The sequence below is a fragment of the Kitasatospora sp. NPDC088346 genome, from assembly GCF_044740765.1.
Taxonomy (GTDB): domain Bacteria; phylum Actinomycetota; class Actinomycetes; order Streptomycetales; family Streptomycetaceae; genus Kitasatospora.
Window position 1 is genome coordinate 19,382 of record NZ_JBIURH010000001.1, and the last position, 19,304, is coordinate 38,685.

Consider the following 19,304-nt stretch of genomic DNA (forward strand, 5'->3'; position numbering starts at 1 on the left):
CCGGCCCGGCCGACCTGCCCGTGGGGCCCCGGTCGGCCGCCGGAGATTGGAGTCCATGGTGCGTTCCACCGGCGCGAGGCAGGACCGGGCGGCGATCGCGGGCACGGAGCGGACGCCGTCCACCCGATGGGTGCTCGCCGGTCTCTCGCTCTCCATGCTGCTGTCCTCGCTCGGCACCAGCATCGCCAACGTCGCCCTGCCGACCCTGGCCCGGGCGTTCGGCGCCTCCTTCCAGGAGGTGCAGTGGATCGTCCTCGCGTACCTCCTGGCGATCACCACGCTGATCGTCAGCGCGGGACGGCTCGGTGACCTCATCGGCCGCCGCCGGCTGCTGCTGGGCGGGATCCTCCTCTTCACCGCGGCCTCGGTGCTGTGCGGTGCCGCGCCCACACTGTGGGTGCTGGTCGCGGCCCGGGCGGCGCAGGGGCTCGGAGCGGCCGTCATGATGGCGCTGACCATGGCCTTCGTCGGGGAGACGGTGCCCAGGGCGAGGACCGGCAGCGCCATGGGTCTGCTCGGGACGATGTCCGCGGTCGGCACCGCCCTCGGTCCGTCGCTGGGCGGCGCCCTGATCGCCGGCCCGGGCTGGCGGGGCGTGTTCCTGGTGAACGCGCCGTTGGGCGCCGTGGCGTTCCTCCTCGCCCGGCGCCACCTGCCCGCCGACCGGCGGATGGCCGCGGCCGACCGGCCCGGCTTCGACACCGTGGGCACGGTGCTGCTGGCCCTCACGCTCGGGGCCTACGCGCTGGCCATGACGCTGGGGCACGGGCGCTTCGACGTCCTCAACGCGGCGCTGCTGCTGGCCGCGGCCGGCGGGGCGGCCCTCTTCGTCCGCGTCGAGGCGAGGGCGGCCTCACCCCTGCTCCGGCCGGCGGTGTTCCGCGATCCGGGGCTGAGCGCGAGCCTCGCCACGAGCACGCTGGTCTCGACGGTGATGATGGCCACCCTGGTGGTCGGGCCGTTCTACCTGTCCCGCGCGCTCGGGCTGGGCGAGGCCCTCGTCGGGCTGGCGCTCTCCGTCGGTCCCCTGGTCGCGGCCGTGTCGGGGGTGCCGGCCGGCCGGATCGCGGACCGTCTCGGCGCACCGCTCATGACGGTGGCCGGCCTGTGCGCGATGGCGGCCGGGTCCGTCCTGCTGGCGGTGCTCCCGTCGGCGTTCGGGGTGGGCGGCTACCTCGGCCCGATCGTGGTGGTCACCGCCGGGTACGCGGTGTTCCAGACCGCCAACAACACCTCCGTGATGGCCGGGGCCGGTCCCGAGCGGCGGGGTGTCGTCTCGGGCGTGCTCAACCTGTCGCGCAACCTCGGGCTGATCACCGGAGCTTCCGTCATGGGAGCCGTGTTCGCGCTCGGTTCGGCGACGACGGACGTCACGGCTGCGGCTCCCGGGGCCGTCGGGGCCGGGATGAGGGTCACGTTCGCGGTGGCGGCGCTCCTGCTGCTCTGTGCGCTCCTCATCGCCGTTGCGAGCCGTGCCCGCGCGCGGCGCACGGCGGGTGAGTGACCGTCGGGCGAGCTGGGCACTCTCCTCTTGCACCACGCTTTTCTGCGCCTTCCGCTTCCTTCCGCTTCCTCCTTCTTCCTTCCTCCTCCCTCAGCGTCCTTCCGCCTTCTCCGCCGGGTGGACCCCCGACCGGGTACCCGGCGGCCGTACCGAAAGCCCAGCGCACCCCGACATCGGGGGCGCGGACCGTGCGCCCCGTGCGCCCTTGCCGTGCTAGCACTATGGCGCTAGCTTGAACTATGGCCAAGAAGCAGCTGAACGTCCGGGTGGACGCGACCACCGCCGAGATGGCCCGCGAGCGGGCCGAGCAGCAGGGGATCAGCATGAACCAGTACATCGAGAAGCTCGTCCAGCAGGACATGGGCGAAGCCGGGCGGCTGTTCGTGGACACCGCCGCCCAGTTCATGAAGGAGTACGAGACGGCCTTCCTGGCCGAGTTCGGCGAGCACGGCCCCGGCGACGCCCCAAGCGGGCGCCGTTGAACCTCGAGGTGGACCTCTCGTGGCTGCTCATGACCGCTGAGCAGTACACGCCCGGTGATCCCCAGGTCATCGACTACGGATCACTGCTGGCCGCGGTCGCCCGACACCAGGCCGAGATCTTCGACATCGCCGTCTACCCCGAGCCGCAGGACCGCGCCGCGGCCCTGATGCACCAGCTCATCCGGGTGCCCGCGCTGGAGCGCAGCAACGAGCTGTTCGCCACCGCGGTTGCCTACTCCTACCTGGTGGCCAGCGGATGCAGCGTCGCCACCACGGCCCGTGAGGTCCGCAGCCTGGCCCGGGCCATCCGGGAGGGCAAACTCGGCGTCACCGGGGTGGCCGAGCGGCTGTCGTCCTGGGTCGTCGACGAGGCCGAGGGGGAGGAGGTCGGCGGCGAGGACGAGGACGAGGACTGAGCTGCGCGCCCCAGGCCCGGGCCGATGCGGGCCGATGCGGGTCGGTGAGGCCGGTGAGGCCGGTGAGGCCGGTGAGGCCGGTGAGGCCGGTGAGACTGGTGAGGCCGGTGAGGCCGGAGAGGTGGGCCGGGCGGCGGGTCCGGACTGAGTAGGCTGGGGCCGCACCGCCCCGGACCACGAGGAACGACCACCTTGCTGCAGGACATCGAGCACTCCCTGGCCTGCCCGCACTGCGCGCAGCACCTCGTCCTGCACGACCGCACCCTGCGGTGCACCGCCGGGCACAGCTTCGACCAGGCCAAGCAGGGATACGTCAGCCTGCTGCCCGGGGACGCCCACACCGGTACCGGTGACACGGCGGAGATGGTCGCCGCCCGTGCCGGGTTCCTCGCCGCGGGGCACTACCGGCCCGTCGCCGACGCCCTCGCCGAGGCCGCCCGGACGGCCCTCGGCGGCCCGGAGCACGGCCCGGAGCGCGGCTCGTCGGACGGTCGCGGCCTGGTCGCCGACCTGGGGGCGGGCACCGGCTACTACCTGGCGCACGTCCTCGACCGCCTCGGGGACGAGCGGGCGGGCGCCGCCCTGGACATCTCCAAGTACGCGCTGCGCCGCGCCGCCAAGGCGCACCCGCGGATCGGCGCGGTGGTCTGCGACGCCTGGCGGCCGCTCCCGCTGCTCGACGGCAGCGCCGACCTGGTGCTCAACGTCTTCGCCCCGCGCAACGGGCCGGAACTGCGACGGGTGCTGCGCCCCGGCGGCCGGTTGCTGGTCGTCTCGCCGACCTCCCGGCACCTGCGGGAGCTGGTCGAGGCGCTCGGCCTGCTCTCGGTGGACGAGGACAAGGAGCGCCGGATCGACGAGAAGCTCGGCCCGTGGTTCGACCGGGACGACCGGGTCGAGGTCGAGTTCCGGCTGCGGCTCGCGCACGCGGACGCCGCGGCCGTGGTCGGGATGGGGCCCAGCGCCTGGCACACCGACCGGGAGCGGCTGGCGGCCGCGCTGGCCGTACTGCCCGAGCCGGTCGAGGTGACCGGGTCGGTGCTGGTGTCGACCTATCGCTGAGTCGATCCGCGCCGGCCGGGTGTGAACCGTTCGGGCCCCACGGCCGTCCGGGGGCGGCTTACTCGTTGGGGTGAATGGCCACCGGAGGCACGTTTCTGCTGCTCAGGCGGGGGCTAGGGTCCTCGGGGTGACCAGCGAAGCCGTCCGGTACGCACCCCGCCAGAGCCTCCGCCCGACCGTCGAGGAGCTCCGGCTCACCTCGTTCAAGTCCTACCGTCGGGCCACCCTGCCGCTGTCGGCACTGACCGTGCTGCACGGGCCCTCCGGGGTCGGGAAGTCCAACGCGCTCGACGCACTGGCGGTGCTCTCCCGGCTCGCCATCGGGGAGGAGATCCGGGCCTCCCTGGACGGCGGCGGCGCGCCGACCGGCCCGCTGGCCGCGCCGCTCCGGGGCGGGCTGCTCGGCTGCGTCCCGCACGGGCGGAACGCGATCATCCTCGGCTGCACCGTCCGCTCCGTGGTGGGCCCGATCCGGCTGGAGGTCGTGGTCCGTACCGACGGGCCGGTCCGGATCGCCCGCGAGCTGTTGACCCTGGACGGCGAGACGCTCGTCGACACCGGTGAACAGGACGTCGCGCACGGCCGGATCAACGTCACCTGGCACAACGACACCCGGCAGGGCGACATCCGGGCGCCGTTCCCGAGCACCAGCCTGATCACCGCCCAGATCCCGCTCCGGGTGGCCGGCTCCTCGCCCGGGGAGCAGAAGGTGCTGACCGCCACCGAGCACCTGCTGACCGCACTGCGGGAGGTCTTCCAGCTGCACCCCGTGCCGGCCGCCATGCGCGGCTGGGCCAGGCCCGATCCGCAGGCCCGGCTGCTCGGCACGGCCGCCAACATCTCGGCCGTGCTGGCCCGGATCAAGCAGGGCTGCACCCGGCGCTACGGCCGCCTGCTCAAGGCCGTCCAGGCGGCCGCCCCGCACCCGCTGCTCGGCCTGGACCTGGCGACCCGGGGCAACGAGGCGCAGCGGCAGGTGCTGGCGGTCTTCGACGAGGGCGTCCTCGGCCGGACCGGGGCCGACCAGGCGTCGGACGGCATGCTGCGGCTGCTCGCGTTCGCGGCGGTCCTGCTCACGGGCGCGGGCGTCCTGGACGTCGACCCGGCGGCGGAGGTCCCGCCGGCGCACCGTCAGCTGACCGTCCTGGCCGAGGACCTGGGCGCCGGGCTGGGGGTCGAGCAGACGGCCTCGCTGCTGCGGCTGGCCCGGGAGGTCTGCGCCAAGGAGGACATCCGGCTGCTGGGAGCCCTCCAGGACCCGGCGGCCGCCCGGGAGGTGGGCGGGGTCGAGCTGGTGGAGTGCCGGCGGGACCCGGCGACCGGGCACAGCGTGCTGCTGCGACCGGAGGCCCTGCGGGTGCCGCCGCAGGGCGGGGCGGACGCGCGGTAGCGCGAGGGGCGCGCGGGGGTGTCCGGGGGGCGGGGCCCGCGTGGGCGTCGGGGGACAGACGGGAGCGTGGGGCGCGGGGGCTCGCGCCGGCGGTGGGACGTGGCGGCGGTGGGACGTGGGCGTACGGCGGTTGACCTGCGGGGGCGGCCCGGCCCGGGGGAGCGGCGGTATGCGGTAGACCTGGCAGGGTGACCGATCGACAGACGCCCGAGCCGGGCGGCGCACCGCTCTCCCTGACGGACCTGCAGCAGCGGCTGACCGCCTTCGCGGCGGCCCGCAGCTGGCAGCCGTTCCACACCCCGAAGAACCTGGCCGCCGCGCTGAGCGTGGAGGCGGGCGAGCTGCTGGAGATCTTCCAGTGGCTGACCCCCGAACAGGCGGCGTCCGTGATGACGGAGCCCGAAGCCGCCCACCGGGTGGAGGACGAGGTGGCGGACGTGCTCGCCTACCTCCTCCAGTTCTGCGCGGCGGTGGGGGTGGATCCGCTGACCGCCCTGGCGGCGAAGATCGAGCGGAACGAGCTGCGCTTCCCCGTCCCGGGGGCGCGGGGTGGTGCTTCCGGCGAGGGGGAGACCTCGTAGCGGTCCCGCGAATCTCGGCCTCCTCACTCGTGTGGGTGACATCGGTTGTCCACAGGCCGCAGTTGTCCACAGGAAATGGAAGGGGTCCTCCCAGGAGCCCGTCCGGGCCGCAGGCTGGCGCTGTGATCCGCCGCTCCGATGGCGGCGGTCCGACGCGAGCGAAGGGAGCGGCGGCATGGACGCGCTGCGACTGATCAAGACGGCCCGGCACGCCCTGGCCGAGGCGAGGACGGTTCCGGACGCGCTGCTTGAGGCGTGGCAGGCCGGGCTGCTGACCGAGGCCGTGGGGGCGCGGATCGCCGAGCGCGAGGCCGGTGAGGTGGCCGCGCTCGGTCAGCTGCTCTGCGACGCCGGCGGCCACGCGGCGAGCTGCGTCGAGCCGCAGCCGGAGGTCGACCCGGACCGGACGGTCGACTGCTCCGACGACTGGCCGGCCGACTGGTCCGGCGGTGGCCGGGCCGATCGGCTGCGGGAGCTCGGCGAGGTGGAGCCGGTGCTGCTGGCGCTCGGCAGCCTGTTGCACGAGGTGGCGGAGACGCTGGTGGTGCTCGCCTGCGGGGCCGAGGCCGAGAGCGTCTACTGGCGCTGCATCGACGGCGTCGACGCAGGGGCCGAGTGCAAGGACCTGCTGGCGGAGCTGCTGAGGACGGTCCGCCGCGAGTCCGGAGCCCCGCCGCCGACGGGGCCGGAGGAGCCCGACCGGGACGGGGTCGACGTGGACGGCGTCGACCCGGCCGACGTCGACTCGACCGACGTCGACGTGGACGGTGTCGAGCCGGACGATGCCTGGGACGGCGTGGACGCGCTCCCCGAGGAGTCCGGGCCCGCCGGCGGTCCGGGGCGCGGGACGCCGCGGCTCGGCCTGCGGGCGGCTCGGCCGTTGCCGGTCCTGGTCGTCCCGTTGGGGCCGCCCGGCGTCGCCGGCTACCGGCCCGGCTCGGCGGCGCCGGTCGATCCCTCGGCGGTACGGGCCGCCTCGGCCGCCCGGGCCCCGGAGGACTGCAGGTCGGCGTCGAGCCCGGCCAGATCGGTGTTGATGGACGCGAGCAGTTCCTGCATCTGCTCCAGCAGGTTCTGCGGCGCCGTGGGCCCGGTGAGCCCGGTGGGTACGGCGGTGGCGGCGGGTGTCTGCGGCGCCGTGGGCGCCTCCGACCAGGGCTCGGACATGAGGGGGCCCCTCCAGCTCGGTAGTGCGGTGTGAGGCGACGGATGTCGGCCGCCGGTCCAACGAGCCCCGAGCGCGGCCGGTCACCGCGGACCACCCGTTGAGGTCCAACCCCCGCCCGGCGTCAGCCCCAGGGGTGATCCGGGTTTGCGGGCCGCCGCACGGCTCGGCTAGGGGCCGGCTCCGGCGCGCTGCGCGGGCTTGTGCCCACCGGCCGACCTGCCCGTCGGCCGCTCCTGCCCACCGGCTGACGGAACGCGCCGGGCCTCCGGCACCTGGTCGGGGACGCAGGCGCCGGAGGCCCGGCGGGGAGAAACGGAGAGGAGATCAGTTGTGTGCGTGCAACTCGGCGTTCAGCCCGCCCCAGGAGCCGGACCGGGCGATGACCTCGACCGCGCCGCTCTGCGAGTTCCGGCGGAACAGCAGGTTGTCCTGGCCGGACAGCTCGACCGCCTTGGCGATCGTGCCGTCCGGGGTGGTCACCCGGGTGCCCGCGGTGACGTACAGACCGGCCTCGACCACGCAGTCGCTGCCCAGCGAGATCCCGATACCGGCGTTGGCGCCGAGCAGGCAGCGCTCGCCCACCGAGACGACCTGCTTGCCGCCGCCCGACAGGGTCCCCATGATCGAGGCGCCGCCGCCGATGTCGCTGTGGTCGCCGACCACGACACCCGCGCTGATCCGGCCCTCCACCATCGAGGTGCCGAGCGTGCCGGCGTTGAAGTTGACGAAGCCCTCGTGCATCACGGTGGTTCCCTCGGCCAGGTGGGCGCCCAGGCGCACCCGGTCGGCGTGGGCGATCCGCACACCGCCCGGCGCGACGTAGTCCGTCATCCGCGGGAACTTGTCGATGCCGTACACGGCGAGCTGGCCGCCCTGCGCGCGGACGGCGAGCCGGGCCTGCTCGACGAGATCGACCGGCACCGGGCCGATGCTGGTCCAGGCCACGTTGGCCAGCAGGCCGAAGATGCCGTCCAGGTTCTGGCCGTGCGGCCTGACCAGCCGGTGGCTGAGCAGGTGGAGCCGGAGGTAGGCGTCGTGGGCGTCGAGCGGCTTCTCGTCCAGCGAGGCGATCGTGGTGCGCACCGCGACGACCTCGACGCCCCGGCGCGCGTCGCTGCGCAGGGCCTCGGAGGCGCCCGGGCCGAGCGCGGCCTCCGCCTGCTCGGCGGTCAGCCGCACGGTGCCGGCGGGGCCGGGCTGGTCGGCCAGCTCCGGTGCGGGGTACCAGGTGTCGAGGATGGTGCCGTCCGCGGCGAGGGTGGCCAGACCGGCGGCGACGGCGCCGCGCGCGAGGGAGGAGGTTTCAGCAGTCACACCGTGCACGTTAGCCAATCCCGGTCGCGGTTGCCGAACACGCCCACCGTCCGGACGGCGTGCCGGGCCCCGGAACGGCCGCGCAGGCCAAAACCCGGTGACCGCCGACCCGGCGCTCCGCGATACTCGGACGGGTGTTCATCTCGATCTCCACCACAGGTACGGCCCAGCGGCCTGCCACTGACCTGGGATTCCTGCTCCACAAGCACCCCGACAAGGTGCAGCGGTTCTCGACCTCCCACGGCGTGGCCCACGTCCTCTACCCGGAAGCCACCGAGGCGGCGTGCACGGCCGTGTTGCTGCTCGACGTCGACCCCGTCGCCCTGGTCCGCCAGGGCCGGGGCAAGGGACGCGGCGGCTCCCCCGACCTCGCACTCGCCCAGTACGTCAACGACCGGCCCTACGCCGCGTCCTCGCTGCTCGCGGTGGCGCTGCGGACGGTCTTCCGGTCCGCGATGAAGGGTGTCTGCGAGCATCGGCCCGGCCTGGCGGACCAGCCGCTGCCGCTGCGGATCTCGCTCCCCGCGGTGCCGGCCAACGGCTTCGGCCGTGGCGACTCCGGCCCGGGCGACTCCGGTGCGGCAGAGGGCAGTGGTGGCGGCGCGGCGATGGTGGCCCGACTGTTCGAACCGCTCGGCTGGCGGACCGAGGCCGTGGAGATCCCGCTCGACGAGGCCTTCCCCGAATGGGGCACGTCCCGCTACGTCCGGGTCGAGCTCTCCGGCACCCTGCGTCTGTCCGACGCACTTCAGCAGCTGTACGTGCTGCTCCCGGTCATGGACGGCAGCAAGCACTACTGGGTGGCGCCGGACGAGGTGGACAAGCTGCTCGCCGCCGGTGAGGGGTGGCTGGGCGACCACCCCGAGCTGGGGCTGATCACCCGTCGGTACCTGTCCCGCCGCTGGTCGCTCACCCGCCTCGCACTGGAGCGGCTCGCGCTGGCCCGGCTGGCGGAGGCCGAGGGCCAGGAGGCCGAGGAGGTGGACAACGCCGTCGACGACCTGCCGCAGGACCACGACGACGCCGGACAGCAGGACGGGAAGGAGGACGGCGAGCCGCAGGACCGGGACCGAGACCAGGAGCAGGACCGGGCGCAGCCGGACGAGAAGCCGGTACCCCTCGCCGTCCGGCGCCGCGAGGCGATCGTCGCCGCGCTGCACGAGACGGGCGCCGCCCGGGTGCTCGACCTCGGCTGCGGCCAGGGCGAGCTGGTCGGCGCGCTGCTGAAGGACGTCCGCTTCACCGAGGTGCTCGGGGTGGACGTGTCCTCCCGCGCGCTCGCCGCGGCCGCCCGTAAGCTGCGGTTGGACCGGATGAGCGAACGTCAGGCGGCCCGGGTCAGGTTGGTCCAGGGCGCCCTGGCGTACACCGACGCCCGGCTCAAGGGCTACGACGCGGCCGTGCTCTCCGAGGTCATCGAGCACCTCGACCTGCCCCGGCTGCCCGCCCTGGAGTACGCGGTGTTCGGTGCGGCCCGTCCGGCCGCCGTCGTCGTCACCACCCCCAACGTCGAGTACAACGTCCGCTGGGAGAGCCTCCCGGCCGGCCACGTCCGGCACGCGGACCACCGCTTCGAGTGGACCCGCGCGGAGTTCGCAGCCTGGGCCGACGAGGTGGCCCGGAAGTACGGCTACACCGTCACCGTCCGCCCGGTCGGGCCCTCGGACGACGAGGTCGGTGCCCCGACCCAGCTCGCCCTGTTCCGCATCGGTACTGCCGTACCGACCGCCACCGCACCGAGCACGATCGCTCAGGACGCTTCTCAGGAAGGGAGCGCGACCCGATGACCACCGACGCACCACAGCCCGCCGAGGCCGCGCAGCCCCTCGACCAGCCTGTCGACCAGCCCGACGCCGCCGAACCGACCGATGCCACCGGCGCCACCGGCGCCGCCCGGCCGGTCCGCCGGCTGCCCGTCACGGACGTCTCCCTGGTGGTGCTGATCGGCACCACCGGCGCGGGCAAGTCCAGCTTCGCCCGCAAGCACTTCCGCCCGACCCAGGTCGTCTCGTCCGACTTCTGCCGCGGGCTGGTGGCCGACGACGAGAACGACCAGTCCGCCTCCGCCGACGCCTTCGCGGTGCTCCACTACATCGTCGGCAAGCGGCTCGCCGCCGGCCGGCTCACCGTCGTCGACGCCACCAACGTCCAGCAGGAGGCGCGCAAGCAACTCGTCGCCCTCGCCCGCGAGCACGACGTGCTGCCGATCGCCATCGTGCTGGACGTCCCGCCGGGTGTCTGTGCCGAGCGCAACCGGCACCGGCCGGACCGCCAGCTGCCGGGGCACGTCATCCCGCGTCAGCAGCGCGAGCTGCGCCGTTCGCTCAGGGGCCTGGAGCGCGAGGGCTTCCGCAAGGTGCACATCCTGCGCGGCGAGGCCGAGGTGCAGGCCGCCGAGATCGTGCCGGAGAAGCGCTTCAACGACCTGCGCCACCTCACCGGCCCGTTCGACGTCGTCGGTGACATCCACGGCTGCCGCTCCGAGTTGGAGACCCTGCTCACCCGGCTCGGCTACACGCTCACCCGGGACGAGGCGGGCCGCCCGGTCGACGCCGCGCACCCCGAGGGCCGCACCGCGGTCTTCGTCGGTGACCTGGTCGACCGCGGCCCGGACACGCCCGGCGTGCTGCGCCTGGTGATGGGCATGGTCGAGGCCGGCCACGCGCTCTGCGTGCCCGGCAACCACGAGAACAAGCTCGGCCGCCACATGGCCGGCCGCAAGGTCACCGTCTCGCACGGCCTCCAGGAGTCGCTGGACCAGCTGGCCGCCGAGCCGGAGGAGTTCCGCGTCCGGGTCCGCGCCTTCATGCGGGACCTGGTCAGCCACTACCTCCTCGACGGCGGCGACCTGGTGGTGTGCCACGCCGGCCTGCCGGAGAAGTACCACGGCCGCAACTCCGGCCGGGTCCGCTCGCATGCGCTCTACGGTGACACCACCGGTGAGACCGACGAGTACGGCCTGCCGGTCCGCTACCCGTGGGCGGAGGAGTACCGCGGCAAGGCGCTGGTGGTCTACGGCCACACGCCGGTGCCGACCGCGAGCTTCGTCAACAACACCATCTGCCTGGACACCGGCTGCGTGTTCGGCGGCAGCCTCACCGCGCTGCGCTACCCCGAGCGCGAGCTGGTGACCGTACCCGCCGAGCAGGAGTGGTACGCCCCCGTCCGTCCGATGCACACCGATGCGCCGGGCTCCCGCGAGGGCCGTCCGCTGGACCTCGCCGACGTGGCGGGCCGGCGGATCGTCGAGACCGCCCACCACGGCCGGATCTCGATCAGGGAGGAGAACGCGGCGGCGGCGCTGGAGGTGATGAGCCGGTTCGCGCTCGACCCGCGGCTGCTCAGCTACCTCCCGCCGACCATGGCCCCCTGCGCGACCTCGCGCCGGGACGGCTACCTGGAACACCCGGAGGAGGCCTTCCACGCCTACGCGCACGACGGCGTGCAGCACGTGGTCTGCGAGGAGAAGCACATGGGCTCCCGTGCCGTGGTGCTGGTCGCCCGGGACGCTGCGGCGCTGGAGAAGCGCTTCGACCTGGCCGGGCCCGGCGCCATCTGGACCAGGACGGGCCGGGCGTTCCTCGGGGACGAGGAGCTGACGGCCGCGGTCCTGGAACGGGTCCGGGCGGCCGCCGAGCGGGCCGGGCTGTTCGAGGAGCTCGGCACCGGCTGGCTGTTGCTGGACGCCGAGCTGATGCCCTGGTCGCTCAAGGCCGCCGAGCTGCTGCGCCGGCAGTACGCGGCGGTCGGCGCGGCCGCCGGTGCCGCGCTCCCGCAGGTGCTCGCCGCGCTGGAGCAGGCCGCCGGCCGTGGCCTGGACGTCGCCGGGCTGACGGCCCAGCAGCGGCAGCGTGCGGCGGACGCCGAGGCGTTCACCGCCGCCTACCGCCGCTACTGCTGGCCGACGGAGGGCCTGTCCGGCATCCGGCTGGCGCCGTTCCAGCTGCTGGCCGCCGAGGGTGCCAACCTCGCGGTGCGCCCGCACGACCGGCACCTGGGCTGGATCGACCGGCTGGCGGACGCCGACGACCCGGCCGCGCCGATCATTCAGCGCACCGGCCGGCTGATGGTGGACACCTCGGATGAGGCGTCGGTCGCCGCGGGCATCGCCTGGTGGGAGCGGCTCACCGAGGCGGGCGGCGAGGGCATGGTGGTCAAGCCGGTGGCTTCGCTGGTCCGCGGCGGCGCCGACGGTCGGCTGGTCCAGCCCGGGGTGAAGGTCCGCGGCCGGGAGTACCTGCGGATCATCTACGGCCCGGACTACACCCAGTACCTGGACCAGCTGCGGCAGCGCTTCCTCGGGCACAAGCGCTCGCTCGCCCTGCGCGAGTACGCCCTGGGCCTGGAGGCGCTGGACCGGTTGGCGGCCGGCGAGCCGCTGTGGCGGGTGCACGAGCCGGTCTTCGCGGTGCTGGCCCTGGAGTCCGAGCCGGTCGACCCCCGGCTGTAGGTGCTCCGGCCGGTGCGGGCCCCACGGTGTTCGCGGGATGTGCCGCGCGCCGTGGGGCCTGCGTCACCCCACCGATGCATATAAATTCCGAGAGTCGTATACACTTCCCGTCTCGGTTCGCCGAGTCGCCCGATCCACCAGATGACCCAGGAGCCCGGCATGGCCTTCAACCTCCGGAACCGGCACTTGCTCAAGGAGCTCGACCTCACGCCCCAGGAGTTCCGGCACCTGGTGGACCTCGCGGCGCAGCTCAAGGCGGCCAAGTACACCGGGACCGAGCAGCAGCGGCTGCGCGGCAAGAACATCGCGCTGATCTTCGAGAAGACCTCGACCCGCACCCGCTGCGCCTTCGAGGTGGCCGCGCACGACCAGGGCGCCTCGACCACGTACCTGGATCCGGCGGGCTCGCAGCTCGGGCACAAGGAGTCGATCAAGGACTCGGCCCGGGTGCTGGGGCGGATGTTCGACGGGATCGAGTACCGCGGATACGGCCAGGAGATCGTCGAGGAGCTGGCCGCTCACGCCGGGGTCCCGGTCTGGAACGGGCTCACCGACGAGTGGCACCCGACCCAGATGCTGGCCGACGTGCTGACCGTGCAGGAGCACTCCACCAAGCCGCTGGCCGACGTCACCCTGGTCTACCTGGGCGACGCCCGCTTCAACACGGGCAACTCGCTGCTGGTCACCGGCGCCCTGCTCGGCATGGACATCCGGATCGTCGCGCCGCAGCAGCTCTGGCCGACCGAGGAGGTCCGGAAGGCGGCCGAGGAGCTGGCCGGTCGCACCGGCGCCCGGATCACCCTGACCGAGGACGTCGCCGCGGGGGTGGCCGGGGCCGACTTCCTCTACACCGACGTCTGGGTGTCGATGGGGGAGCCCAAGGAGATCTGGGCGGACCGGGTCGAGCTGCTCAGGCCGTACCAGGTCTCGATGGACACCGTGCGGGCCACCGGCAATCCGGCGGTGCGCTTCCTGCACTGCCTGCCCGCCTTCCACGACCTGGGCACCGAGGTCGGCCGGCAGCTCCACGAGGCCACCGGGATGACCGAGCTGGAGGTGACGGACGAGCTCTTCGAGTCGCACCACTCGCTCGTCTTCGACCAGGCGGAGAACCGGCTGCACACCATCAAGGCGGTCCTGGTCGCCACCCTCGGCTGAGCGGCCCGGCCCGGGCGCGTCAGAAGTCGACGTTCACGCAGGCCGCCCGGTCCCCGGCGGCGTGCGGTCCGGCGCCGTCTCCCGCGTGCAGCACCAGGGCGTGGGCCTCGTTCGGCCGGAAGCCCCAGGGCACGGTGGTGTGCCCCCGGCCCGCGCCGGTGGCGTCGGTGTGCACGGTCAGCCGCAGTTCGCCGCGCCCCTCGGCCGGAGCGGCGTTCCCGGGCGTGGGTCTGCCTGCTGCGGGTCTGCCTGCTGCGGGGCTGTCGGGCGTGGGGTCCGTGAGCGCCGGTTCCGCGGACGGCCGCGCCGGCTCGGAGTGGTCCTGGTAGTGCGGGCCGGAGGCGGCCGGGTCGGCTCCGCACCGACCGGTGTGCACATGGGCCGGGAAGGTGTGGTCGGACGCGACCCCGGCCAGCTCCACCAGCACGGTGGTGCCCGTGCCGCCGCGCACCACCGTCACGCGGACGTGCGAGCCGTACGGCACCAGGTCCTGGGCGTGGCTGATCGCGGCCGGCGGGACGAACGCGGAGGCGGGGGCGAACCGGCCGTCCACCACGGTGGGCGGTGCGGCGGCGGCGGGCAGCAGGGCGATCGGCGCCAGGGCGGCGGCCAGACCGGAGAGCGGGACGGGCATCGAGGCCGGTCCTTCCGGGCGAGGGGCGAGGGGCGAGGGGCGAGGGGCGAGGGCGAGCGGCGAGCGGCGAGCCGCGAGAAGCCGAACACCGCCCACGGTGGCCGCCGGGACGGCCCGACCGCACGCCGACCTGCCGCCGGGTCACCCGTACGGGGAGTGCCGACGGAGGTTCGGGCCGGGATCGCCCGGTCAGACCCCGGGGGCGGCCGCGGCGATGCCGCGGATCTCGCAGCGCGGCCCGCTGGCCCGCATCAGCCGCAGGTCGGCGGTGACCAGGGGGACGCCGAGCTGCTCGGCGACGGCCACGTAGGCGGCGTCGTCCGGGGTGAGGTTGTCCTTGAGCTCCCAGATCCGGCCGAGCAGCGGGGCCACCTCGACCTTGCGGATCGCCAGCTCCGGCAGCTTCGACGCCAGTTCGGCGACCCGGGCGGCCTCGACCTGCCGGGCGAGGTAGAGCCCGCGCAGGGACTGCATCACCTCGATCACCACGTGCTCCGGCGCCGCCCACTCGCTGTCCGCGGCCAGCTCGGCCCGGGCGGCGTCGCCGCGCCCGCCTTCGTCGGCCAGTGCCAGGACCAGCGCCGAGGCGTCGACAACTATCACCGGTGGGGCCCCCTGCTCACGTGATCCTCGGACCGGTCCACGGTAGCGCCGGATGGGCCCGGCCGGGGGTGCGGGGCGGTTTCGGGCTGCGGTTGCGGTAGTCGCCCGGCAGGTGAAGTTTGGAGAGGATGCCCGGGCATGCCTGCCTTCGTCCGGTGAACGGGCATGCACTATGGTTTATCTCGACGTCGAGATAACTCCGCGCTATGATTTATCTTGACATCAAGATACTTGCCGAGAGGCGCACGCCTTCCATCGTGGCGAGGCGGAGCCTAACTAAGGCTTACCTTACCACTTGGGTGGACCAAGAAGGAGTCAGTCGTGTCCGCGAACAGCTTCGACGCCCGCAGCTCGCTGCAGGTGGGCGACGAGTCGTACGAGATCTTCAAGCTCTCCGCCGTCGAGGGTTCCGAGCGGCTGCCCTACAGCCTCAAGGTCCTGCTGGAGAACCTGCTCCGCACCGAGGACGGCGCGAACATCACCGCCGACCACATCCGCGCCCTCGGCGGCTGGGACCCGACCGCCGAGCCGAGCGAGGAGATCCAGTTCACGCCGGCCCGCGTGATCATGCAGGACTTCACCGGCGTGCCGTGCGTCGTCGACCTCGCCACCATGCGCGAGGCGGTCAAGGAGCTGGGCGGCGACCCCTCCAAGATCAACCCGCTGGCCCCGGCCGAGCTGGTCATCGACCACTCGGTCATCGCCGACAAGTTCGGCACCCCGGACTCCTTCGTCCAGAACGTCGAGATCGAGTACGGCCGCAACAAGGAGCGCTACCAGTTCCTGCGCTGGGGCCAGACCGCGTTCGACGAGTTCAAGGTCGTCCCGCCCGGCACCGGCATCGTGCACCAGGTCAACATCGAGCACCTGGCCCGCACCGTCATGGTCCGCGGCGGCCAGGCCTACCCCGACACCTGCGTCGGCACCGACTCGCACACCACCATGGTCAACGGCCTGGGCGTGCTGGGCTGGGGCGTCGGCGGCATCGAGGCCGAGGCCGCGATGCTCGGCCAGCCGGTCTCCATGCTGATCCCGCGCGTGGTCGGCTTCAAGCTCAACGGCCAGCTCCCGGCCGGCACCACCGCCACCGACCTGGTGCTCACCATCACCGAGATGCTGCGCAAGCACGGTGTGGTCGGCAAGTTCGTCGAGTTCTACGGCGAGGGCGTCACCGCGATCCCGCTGGCGAACCGCGCCACCATCGGCAACATGTCGCCGGAGTTCGGCTCGACCTGCGCGATCTTCCCGATCGACGCCGAGACGATCAACTACCTGAAGCTCACCGGCCGCGACGAGCAGCAGCTCGCCCTGGTCGAGGCGTACGCCAAGGAGCAGGGCCTGTGGCACGACCCGTCGGTCGAGCCGGTCTTCTCCGAGTACCTGGAGCTGGACGTCTCCACCATCGTCCCGTCGATCTCCGGTCCGAAGCGCCCGCAGGACCGCGTGGTCCTGTCCGAGGCCGCGGAGAAGTTCGCCGAGGCGCTGCCGACGTACTCCGCCGAGGCGTCGAAGCCGACCACCGTCACCGCCCCTGACGGCACCTCGTACGCGATCGACAACGGCGCGGTCGTGATCGCCTCGATCACCTCCTGCACCAACACCTCCAACCCCTCCGTCATGCTGGGCGCCGCCCTGCTGGCGAAGAAGGCCGTGGAGAAGGGCCTGACCGTCAAGCCCTGGGTCAAGACCACCCTGGCCCCCGGGTCCAAGGTCGTCATGGACTACTACGAGAAGGCCGGCCTGCTCCCGTACATGGAGAAGCTGGGCTTCAACCTGGTCGGCTACGGCTGCGTCACCTGCATCGGCAACTCGGGCCCGCTGCCCGAGGAGGTCTCGGCCGCGGTCAACGAGTCGGACCTGGCGGTCGTCTCGGTGCTCTCGGGCAACCGCAACTTCGAGGGCCGGATCAACCCGGACGTCAAGATGAACTACCTGGCCTCCCCGCCGCTGGTGGTCGCCTACGCCCTCGCCGGCAACATGAACATCGACATCACCCGGGACGCGCTCGGTCAGGACGCGGACGGCAACGACGTGTTCCTCGCCGACATCTGGCCCTCCGAGCAGGAGGTCGCCGAAACCGTCGCCGGCTCCATCGACGAGGCCATGTTCGACAAGGGCTACCAGGACGTCTTCGCCGGCGACCACCGCTGGCAGTCGCTCCCGGTCCCCACCGGCAACACCTTCGAGTGGGACGCCGAGTCCACCTACGTCCGCAAGCCCCCCTACTTCGAGGGCATGGCGAAGACCCCGAGCCCGGTGAACGACATCGCCGGTGCCCGCGTCCTCGCCAAGCTGGGCGACTCGGTCACCACCGACCACATCTCCCCGGCCGGCAACATCAAGCCGGGCACCCCGGCGGCGCAGTACCTCACCGAGCACGGTGTGGAGAAGCGTGACTTCAACTCCTACGGCTCGCGCCGTGGCAACCACGAGGTCATGATCCGCGGCACCTTCGCCAACATCCGCCTGCGCAACCAGATCGCGCCGGGTACCGAGGGCGGCTACACCCGCGACTTCACCCAGGCCGACGCGCCGGTGTCGTTCATCTACGACGCCTCGCAGAACTACCAGGCCGCCGGCATCCCGCTGGTCGTCCTGGCCGGCAAGGAATACGGCTCCGGCTCGTCCCGCGACTGGGCGGCCAAGGGCACCGCGCTGCTCGGCGTCAAGGCCGTCATCGCCGAGTCCTACGAGCGCATCCACCGCTCGAACCTGATCGGCATGGGCGTGCTGCCGCTGCAGTTCCCGGCCGGCCAGACGGCCGAGTCCCTCGGCCTGACCGGCGAGGAGACCTTCTCCTTCACCGGTGTCACCGAGCTGAACGAGGGCCGCACGCCGAAGACCGTCAAGGTCACCGCGGGCGACGTCACCTTCGACGCGGTCGTGCGCATCGACACCCCCGGCGAGGCGGACTACTACCGCAACGGCGGCATCCTGCAGTACGTGCTGCGCAGCCTGATCAACGGCTGACCCGCACCCCGCACGGCGACCGGGCCGCACCCCTCCCCGGGGGTGCGGCCCGGTCCGCGTTCTGCGCCCCCTCTTGTGCGCGACGCCCCGGTGGACTAAACCTCTTTGTCAGCTTGGTCCAGACCATTTGACGCTGATTCAGAGAAAGCCACGGGTCTTCTCGCATGCGCATGCTCCGTCGTACCGCAGCCGCCCTCGCCGCCGTCACGGTGGCCTCGGCCGTCCTCGCCCCCGCCGCCCAGGCCCACGGCCGCACCCCGCGCCTGGAGGGGCAGCGGGTCGGCTACTTCACCCAGTGGGGCATCTACGGCGGGTTCTCCGCCAAGAAGGTGCAGACCTCCGGCCAGGCCGGCAAGCTCACCGTCGTCAACTACGCCTTCGGCAACGTGTCCGCCGAGGGCACCTGCTTCGAGGCCAACGCCGCCGGCGTCGGCGACGCCTGGGCCGACTACCAGCGGCCGGTGGGCGCCGATGAGGCGGTGGACGGCGTGGCCGACACCGCGGAGCAGCCGCTGAAGGGCAACTTCAACCAGCTGCGCAAGCTCAAGGCGGCCAACCCGCAGCTGCGGGCGGTGATCTCGCTCGGTGGCTGGTCGTGGTCCAGGAACTTCTCGGACGCGGCGCTGACCGACGCCTCGCGGAGGAAGTTCGTCGCCTCCTGCCTCGACCTCTACCTCAAGGGCGACCTGCCGCAGCTCGGGTCGGCCGAGGGCGGCCGGGGTGCGGCGGCGGGGGTCTTCGACGGCATCGACGTCGACTGGGAGTACCCGGGCGGCGGCGGTGACCCGGGCAACGTCGTGCGCCCGGAGGACGGCCGCAACTACACCCTGCTGATGCAGGAGTTCCGCCACCAGCTGGACGCGCTCGGCGCGAGGAGCCGCACCCACTACCTGCTGACGGCCGCGGTGCCCGCCAACGAGACGAGGGCGGACCGGCTGGAGGTCGCCAGGGTCGCCAGGTCGGTCGACTGGCTCAATCTGATGACCTACGACCTGCACGGCTCCTGGGAGACTCTCGGGCCGACCGACCACAACGCCAACCTCTACTCCGACCGCAGGGACCCGGCCGCCGAGAACCGCGGCTACAGCGCCGACCGGGTGGTCCGGCACTACCTCGACAAGGGGCTGCCGCCGGCGAAGGCGGTGCTCGGCGTGCCGTTCTACGGCTACGGCTGGACGGGCGTGCCGGCCGGTTCCGCGTACGGCCTCCACCAGCCGGCCACCGGCCTGGCGCAGGGCGGGACGCTCCCGTACAACCGGATCAAGGACCTGCCGGGCACCGTCCACCACGACTGGCCGCACGGTGCCAGCTGGAAGTACGACGGCACCGACTTCTGGTCCTACGACACCCCGGAACTGCTGGTCCGCAAGGCGCAGTACTCCCGCTGGAACGGTCTGGGTGGTGTGATGGTCTGGTCGCTGGACAGCGACGACGACCGGGGGTCGCTGGTCACGGCGGTGGACAAGGGGCTCGGCCGGAGCGGCCGCTGACCGCTCGGACCGCCCGTACGCGCAGCTTCGAACATCACGGTTCTGGGTCGGTTATGCTCGAAGCTGCGCGTTTCTATGTTCA

General features: G+C 73.1%; 15 protein-coding genes. 12 read left to right on the forward strand and 3 right to left on the reverse strand.

Translation table 11 applies throughout. The features are described from left to right. Positions 1–55 precede the first annotated feature (55 nt). From ACIOFR_RS00085 to ACIOFR_RS00115, 7 genes are all read left to right on the forward strand, one after another. Entirely contained in the window at positions 56–1,504 is a 1,449-nt protein-coding gene (locus ACIOFR_RS00085; RefSeq protein WP_400991303.1) for an MFS transporter, read from the forward strand. Between the two features lie 239 nt (positions 1,505–1,743). Further along, on the forward strand, positions 1,744–1,986 hold the full coding sequence (locus ACIOFR_RS00090; RefSeq protein WP_371497060.1) for a toxin-antitoxin system HicB family antitoxin: 243 nt from the start codon (positions 1,744–1,746) through the stop codon (positions 1,984–1,986). Beyond that, entirely contained in the window at positions 1,983–2,402 is a 420-nt protein-coding gene (locus ACIOFR_RS00095; protein WP_400991305.1) for a fic family toxin-antitoxin system, toxin component, read from the forward strand. The genes ACIOFR_RS00090 and ACIOFR_RS00095 overlap by 4 nt, the downstream gene beginning before the upstream one ends. 192 nt (positions 2,403–2,594) lie before the next feature. Continuing rightward, positions 2,595–3,464, forward strand: coding sequence for a putative RNA methyltransferase (locus ACIOFR_RS00100; protein ID WP_400991307.1), 870 nt, complete (start codon positions 2,595–2,597; stop codon positions 3,462–3,464). A gap of 127 nt (positions 3,465–3,591) precedes the next feature. After that, complete coding sequence (locus tag ACIOFR_RS00105; RefSeq protein WP_400991309.1) at positions 3,592–4,854, forward strand: AAA family ATPase; 1,263 nt, start codon at positions 3,592–3,594, stop codon at positions 4,852–4,854. A gap of 188 nt (positions 4,855–5,042) precedes the next feature. After that, positions 5,043–5,435: a nucleotide pyrophosphohydrolase gene (locus ACIOFR_RS00110; protein WP_400991311.1), complete on the forward strand. Its 393-nt coding sequence runs from the start codon at positions 5,043–5,045 to the stop codon at positions 5,433–5,435. A 175-nt stretch (positions 5,436–5,610) separates the two neighbouring features. Then, positions 5,611–6,636 (forward strand): DUF6099 family protein, encoded by a 1,026-nt coding sequence (locus tag ACIOFR_RS00115; RefSeq protein ID WP_400991312.1) that lies wholly within the window; start codon positions 5,611–5,613, stop codon positions 6,634–6,636. Between the two features lie 291 nt (positions 6,637–6,927). Here the strand turns inward: ACIOFR_RS00115 and dapD are convergent, their stop codons facing one another. Continuing rightward, complete coding sequence (gene dapD / locus ACIOFR_RS00120; RefSeq protein WP_400991314.1) at positions 6,928–7,917, reverse strand: 2,3,4,5-tetrahydropyridine-2,6-dicarboxylate N-succinyltransferase; 990 nt, start codon at positions 7,915–7,917, stop codon at positions 6,928–6,930. Between the two features lie 134 nt (positions 7,918–8,051). Between dapD and ACIOFR_RS00125 the strand changes: the two genes are divergently transcribed. The 3 genes from ACIOFR_RS00125 (at position 8,052) to argF (ending at position 13,525) form a co-directional block, all read left to right on the forward strand. Continuing rightward, positions 8,052–9,704 (forward strand): 3' terminal RNA ribose 2'-O-methyltransferase Hen1, encoded by a 1,653-nt coding sequence (locus tag ACIOFR_RS00125; RefSeq protein WP_400991316.1) that lies wholly within the window; start codon positions 8,052–8,054, stop codon positions 9,702–9,704. Beyond that, on the forward strand, positions 9,701–12,367 hold the full coding sequence (locus tag ACIOFR_RS00130; protein WP_400991318.1) for a polynucleotide kinase-phosphatase: 2,667 nt from the start codon (positions 9,701–9,703) through the stop codon (positions 12,365–12,367). The genes ACIOFR_RS00125 and ACIOFR_RS00130 overlap by 4 nt, the downstream gene beginning before the upstream one ends. Before the next feature lie 159 nt (positions 12,368–12,526). Then, positions 12,527–13,525, forward strand: a complete 999-nt coding sequence (argF, locus tag ACIOFR_RS00135) for an ornithine carbamoyltransferase (protein ID WP_400992094.1) — start codon at positions 12,527–12,529, stop codon at positions 13,523–13,525. Between the two features lie 19 nt (positions 13,526–13,544). Here the strand turns inward: argF and ACIOFR_RS00140 are convergent, their stop codons facing one another. Both ACIOFR_RS00140 and ACIOFR_RS00145 read right to left on the reverse strand, forming a co-directional pair. Continuing rightward, positions 13,545–14,159 (reverse strand): hypothetical protein, encoded by a 615-nt coding sequence (locus ACIOFR_RS00140; protein ID WP_400991320.1) that lies wholly within the window; start codon positions 14,157–14,159, stop codon positions 13,545–13,547. Positions 14,160–14,348: 189 nt separating this feature from the next. Then, the gene (locus ACIOFR_RS00145; RefSeq protein ID WP_400991322.1) at positions 14,349–14,762 is read right to left on the reverse strand and encodes a type II toxin-antitoxin system VapC family toxin; all 414 of its coding nucleotides are present in this window, start codon (positions 14,760–14,762) and stop codon (positions 14,349–14,351) included. Positions 14,763–15,083: 321 nt separating this feature from the next. On the opposite strand from ACIOFR_RS00145, the gene acnA reads away from it, so the two are divergent. Then, on the forward strand, positions 15,084–17,732 hold the full coding sequence (gene acnA, locus ACIOFR_RS00150; RefSeq protein WP_400991323.1) for an aconitate hydratase AcnA: 2,649 nt from the start codon (positions 15,084–15,086) through the stop codon (positions 17,730–17,732). 170 nt (positions 17,733–17,902) lie between these two features. Further along, positions 17,903–19,222 (forward strand): glycoside hydrolase family 18 protein, encoded by a 1,320-nt coding sequence (locus tag ACIOFR_RS00155; protein WP_400991325.1) that lies wholly within the window; start codon positions 17,903–17,905, stop codon positions 19,220–19,222. The last annotated feature ends 82 nt before the right edge of the window (positions 19,223–19,304 follow it).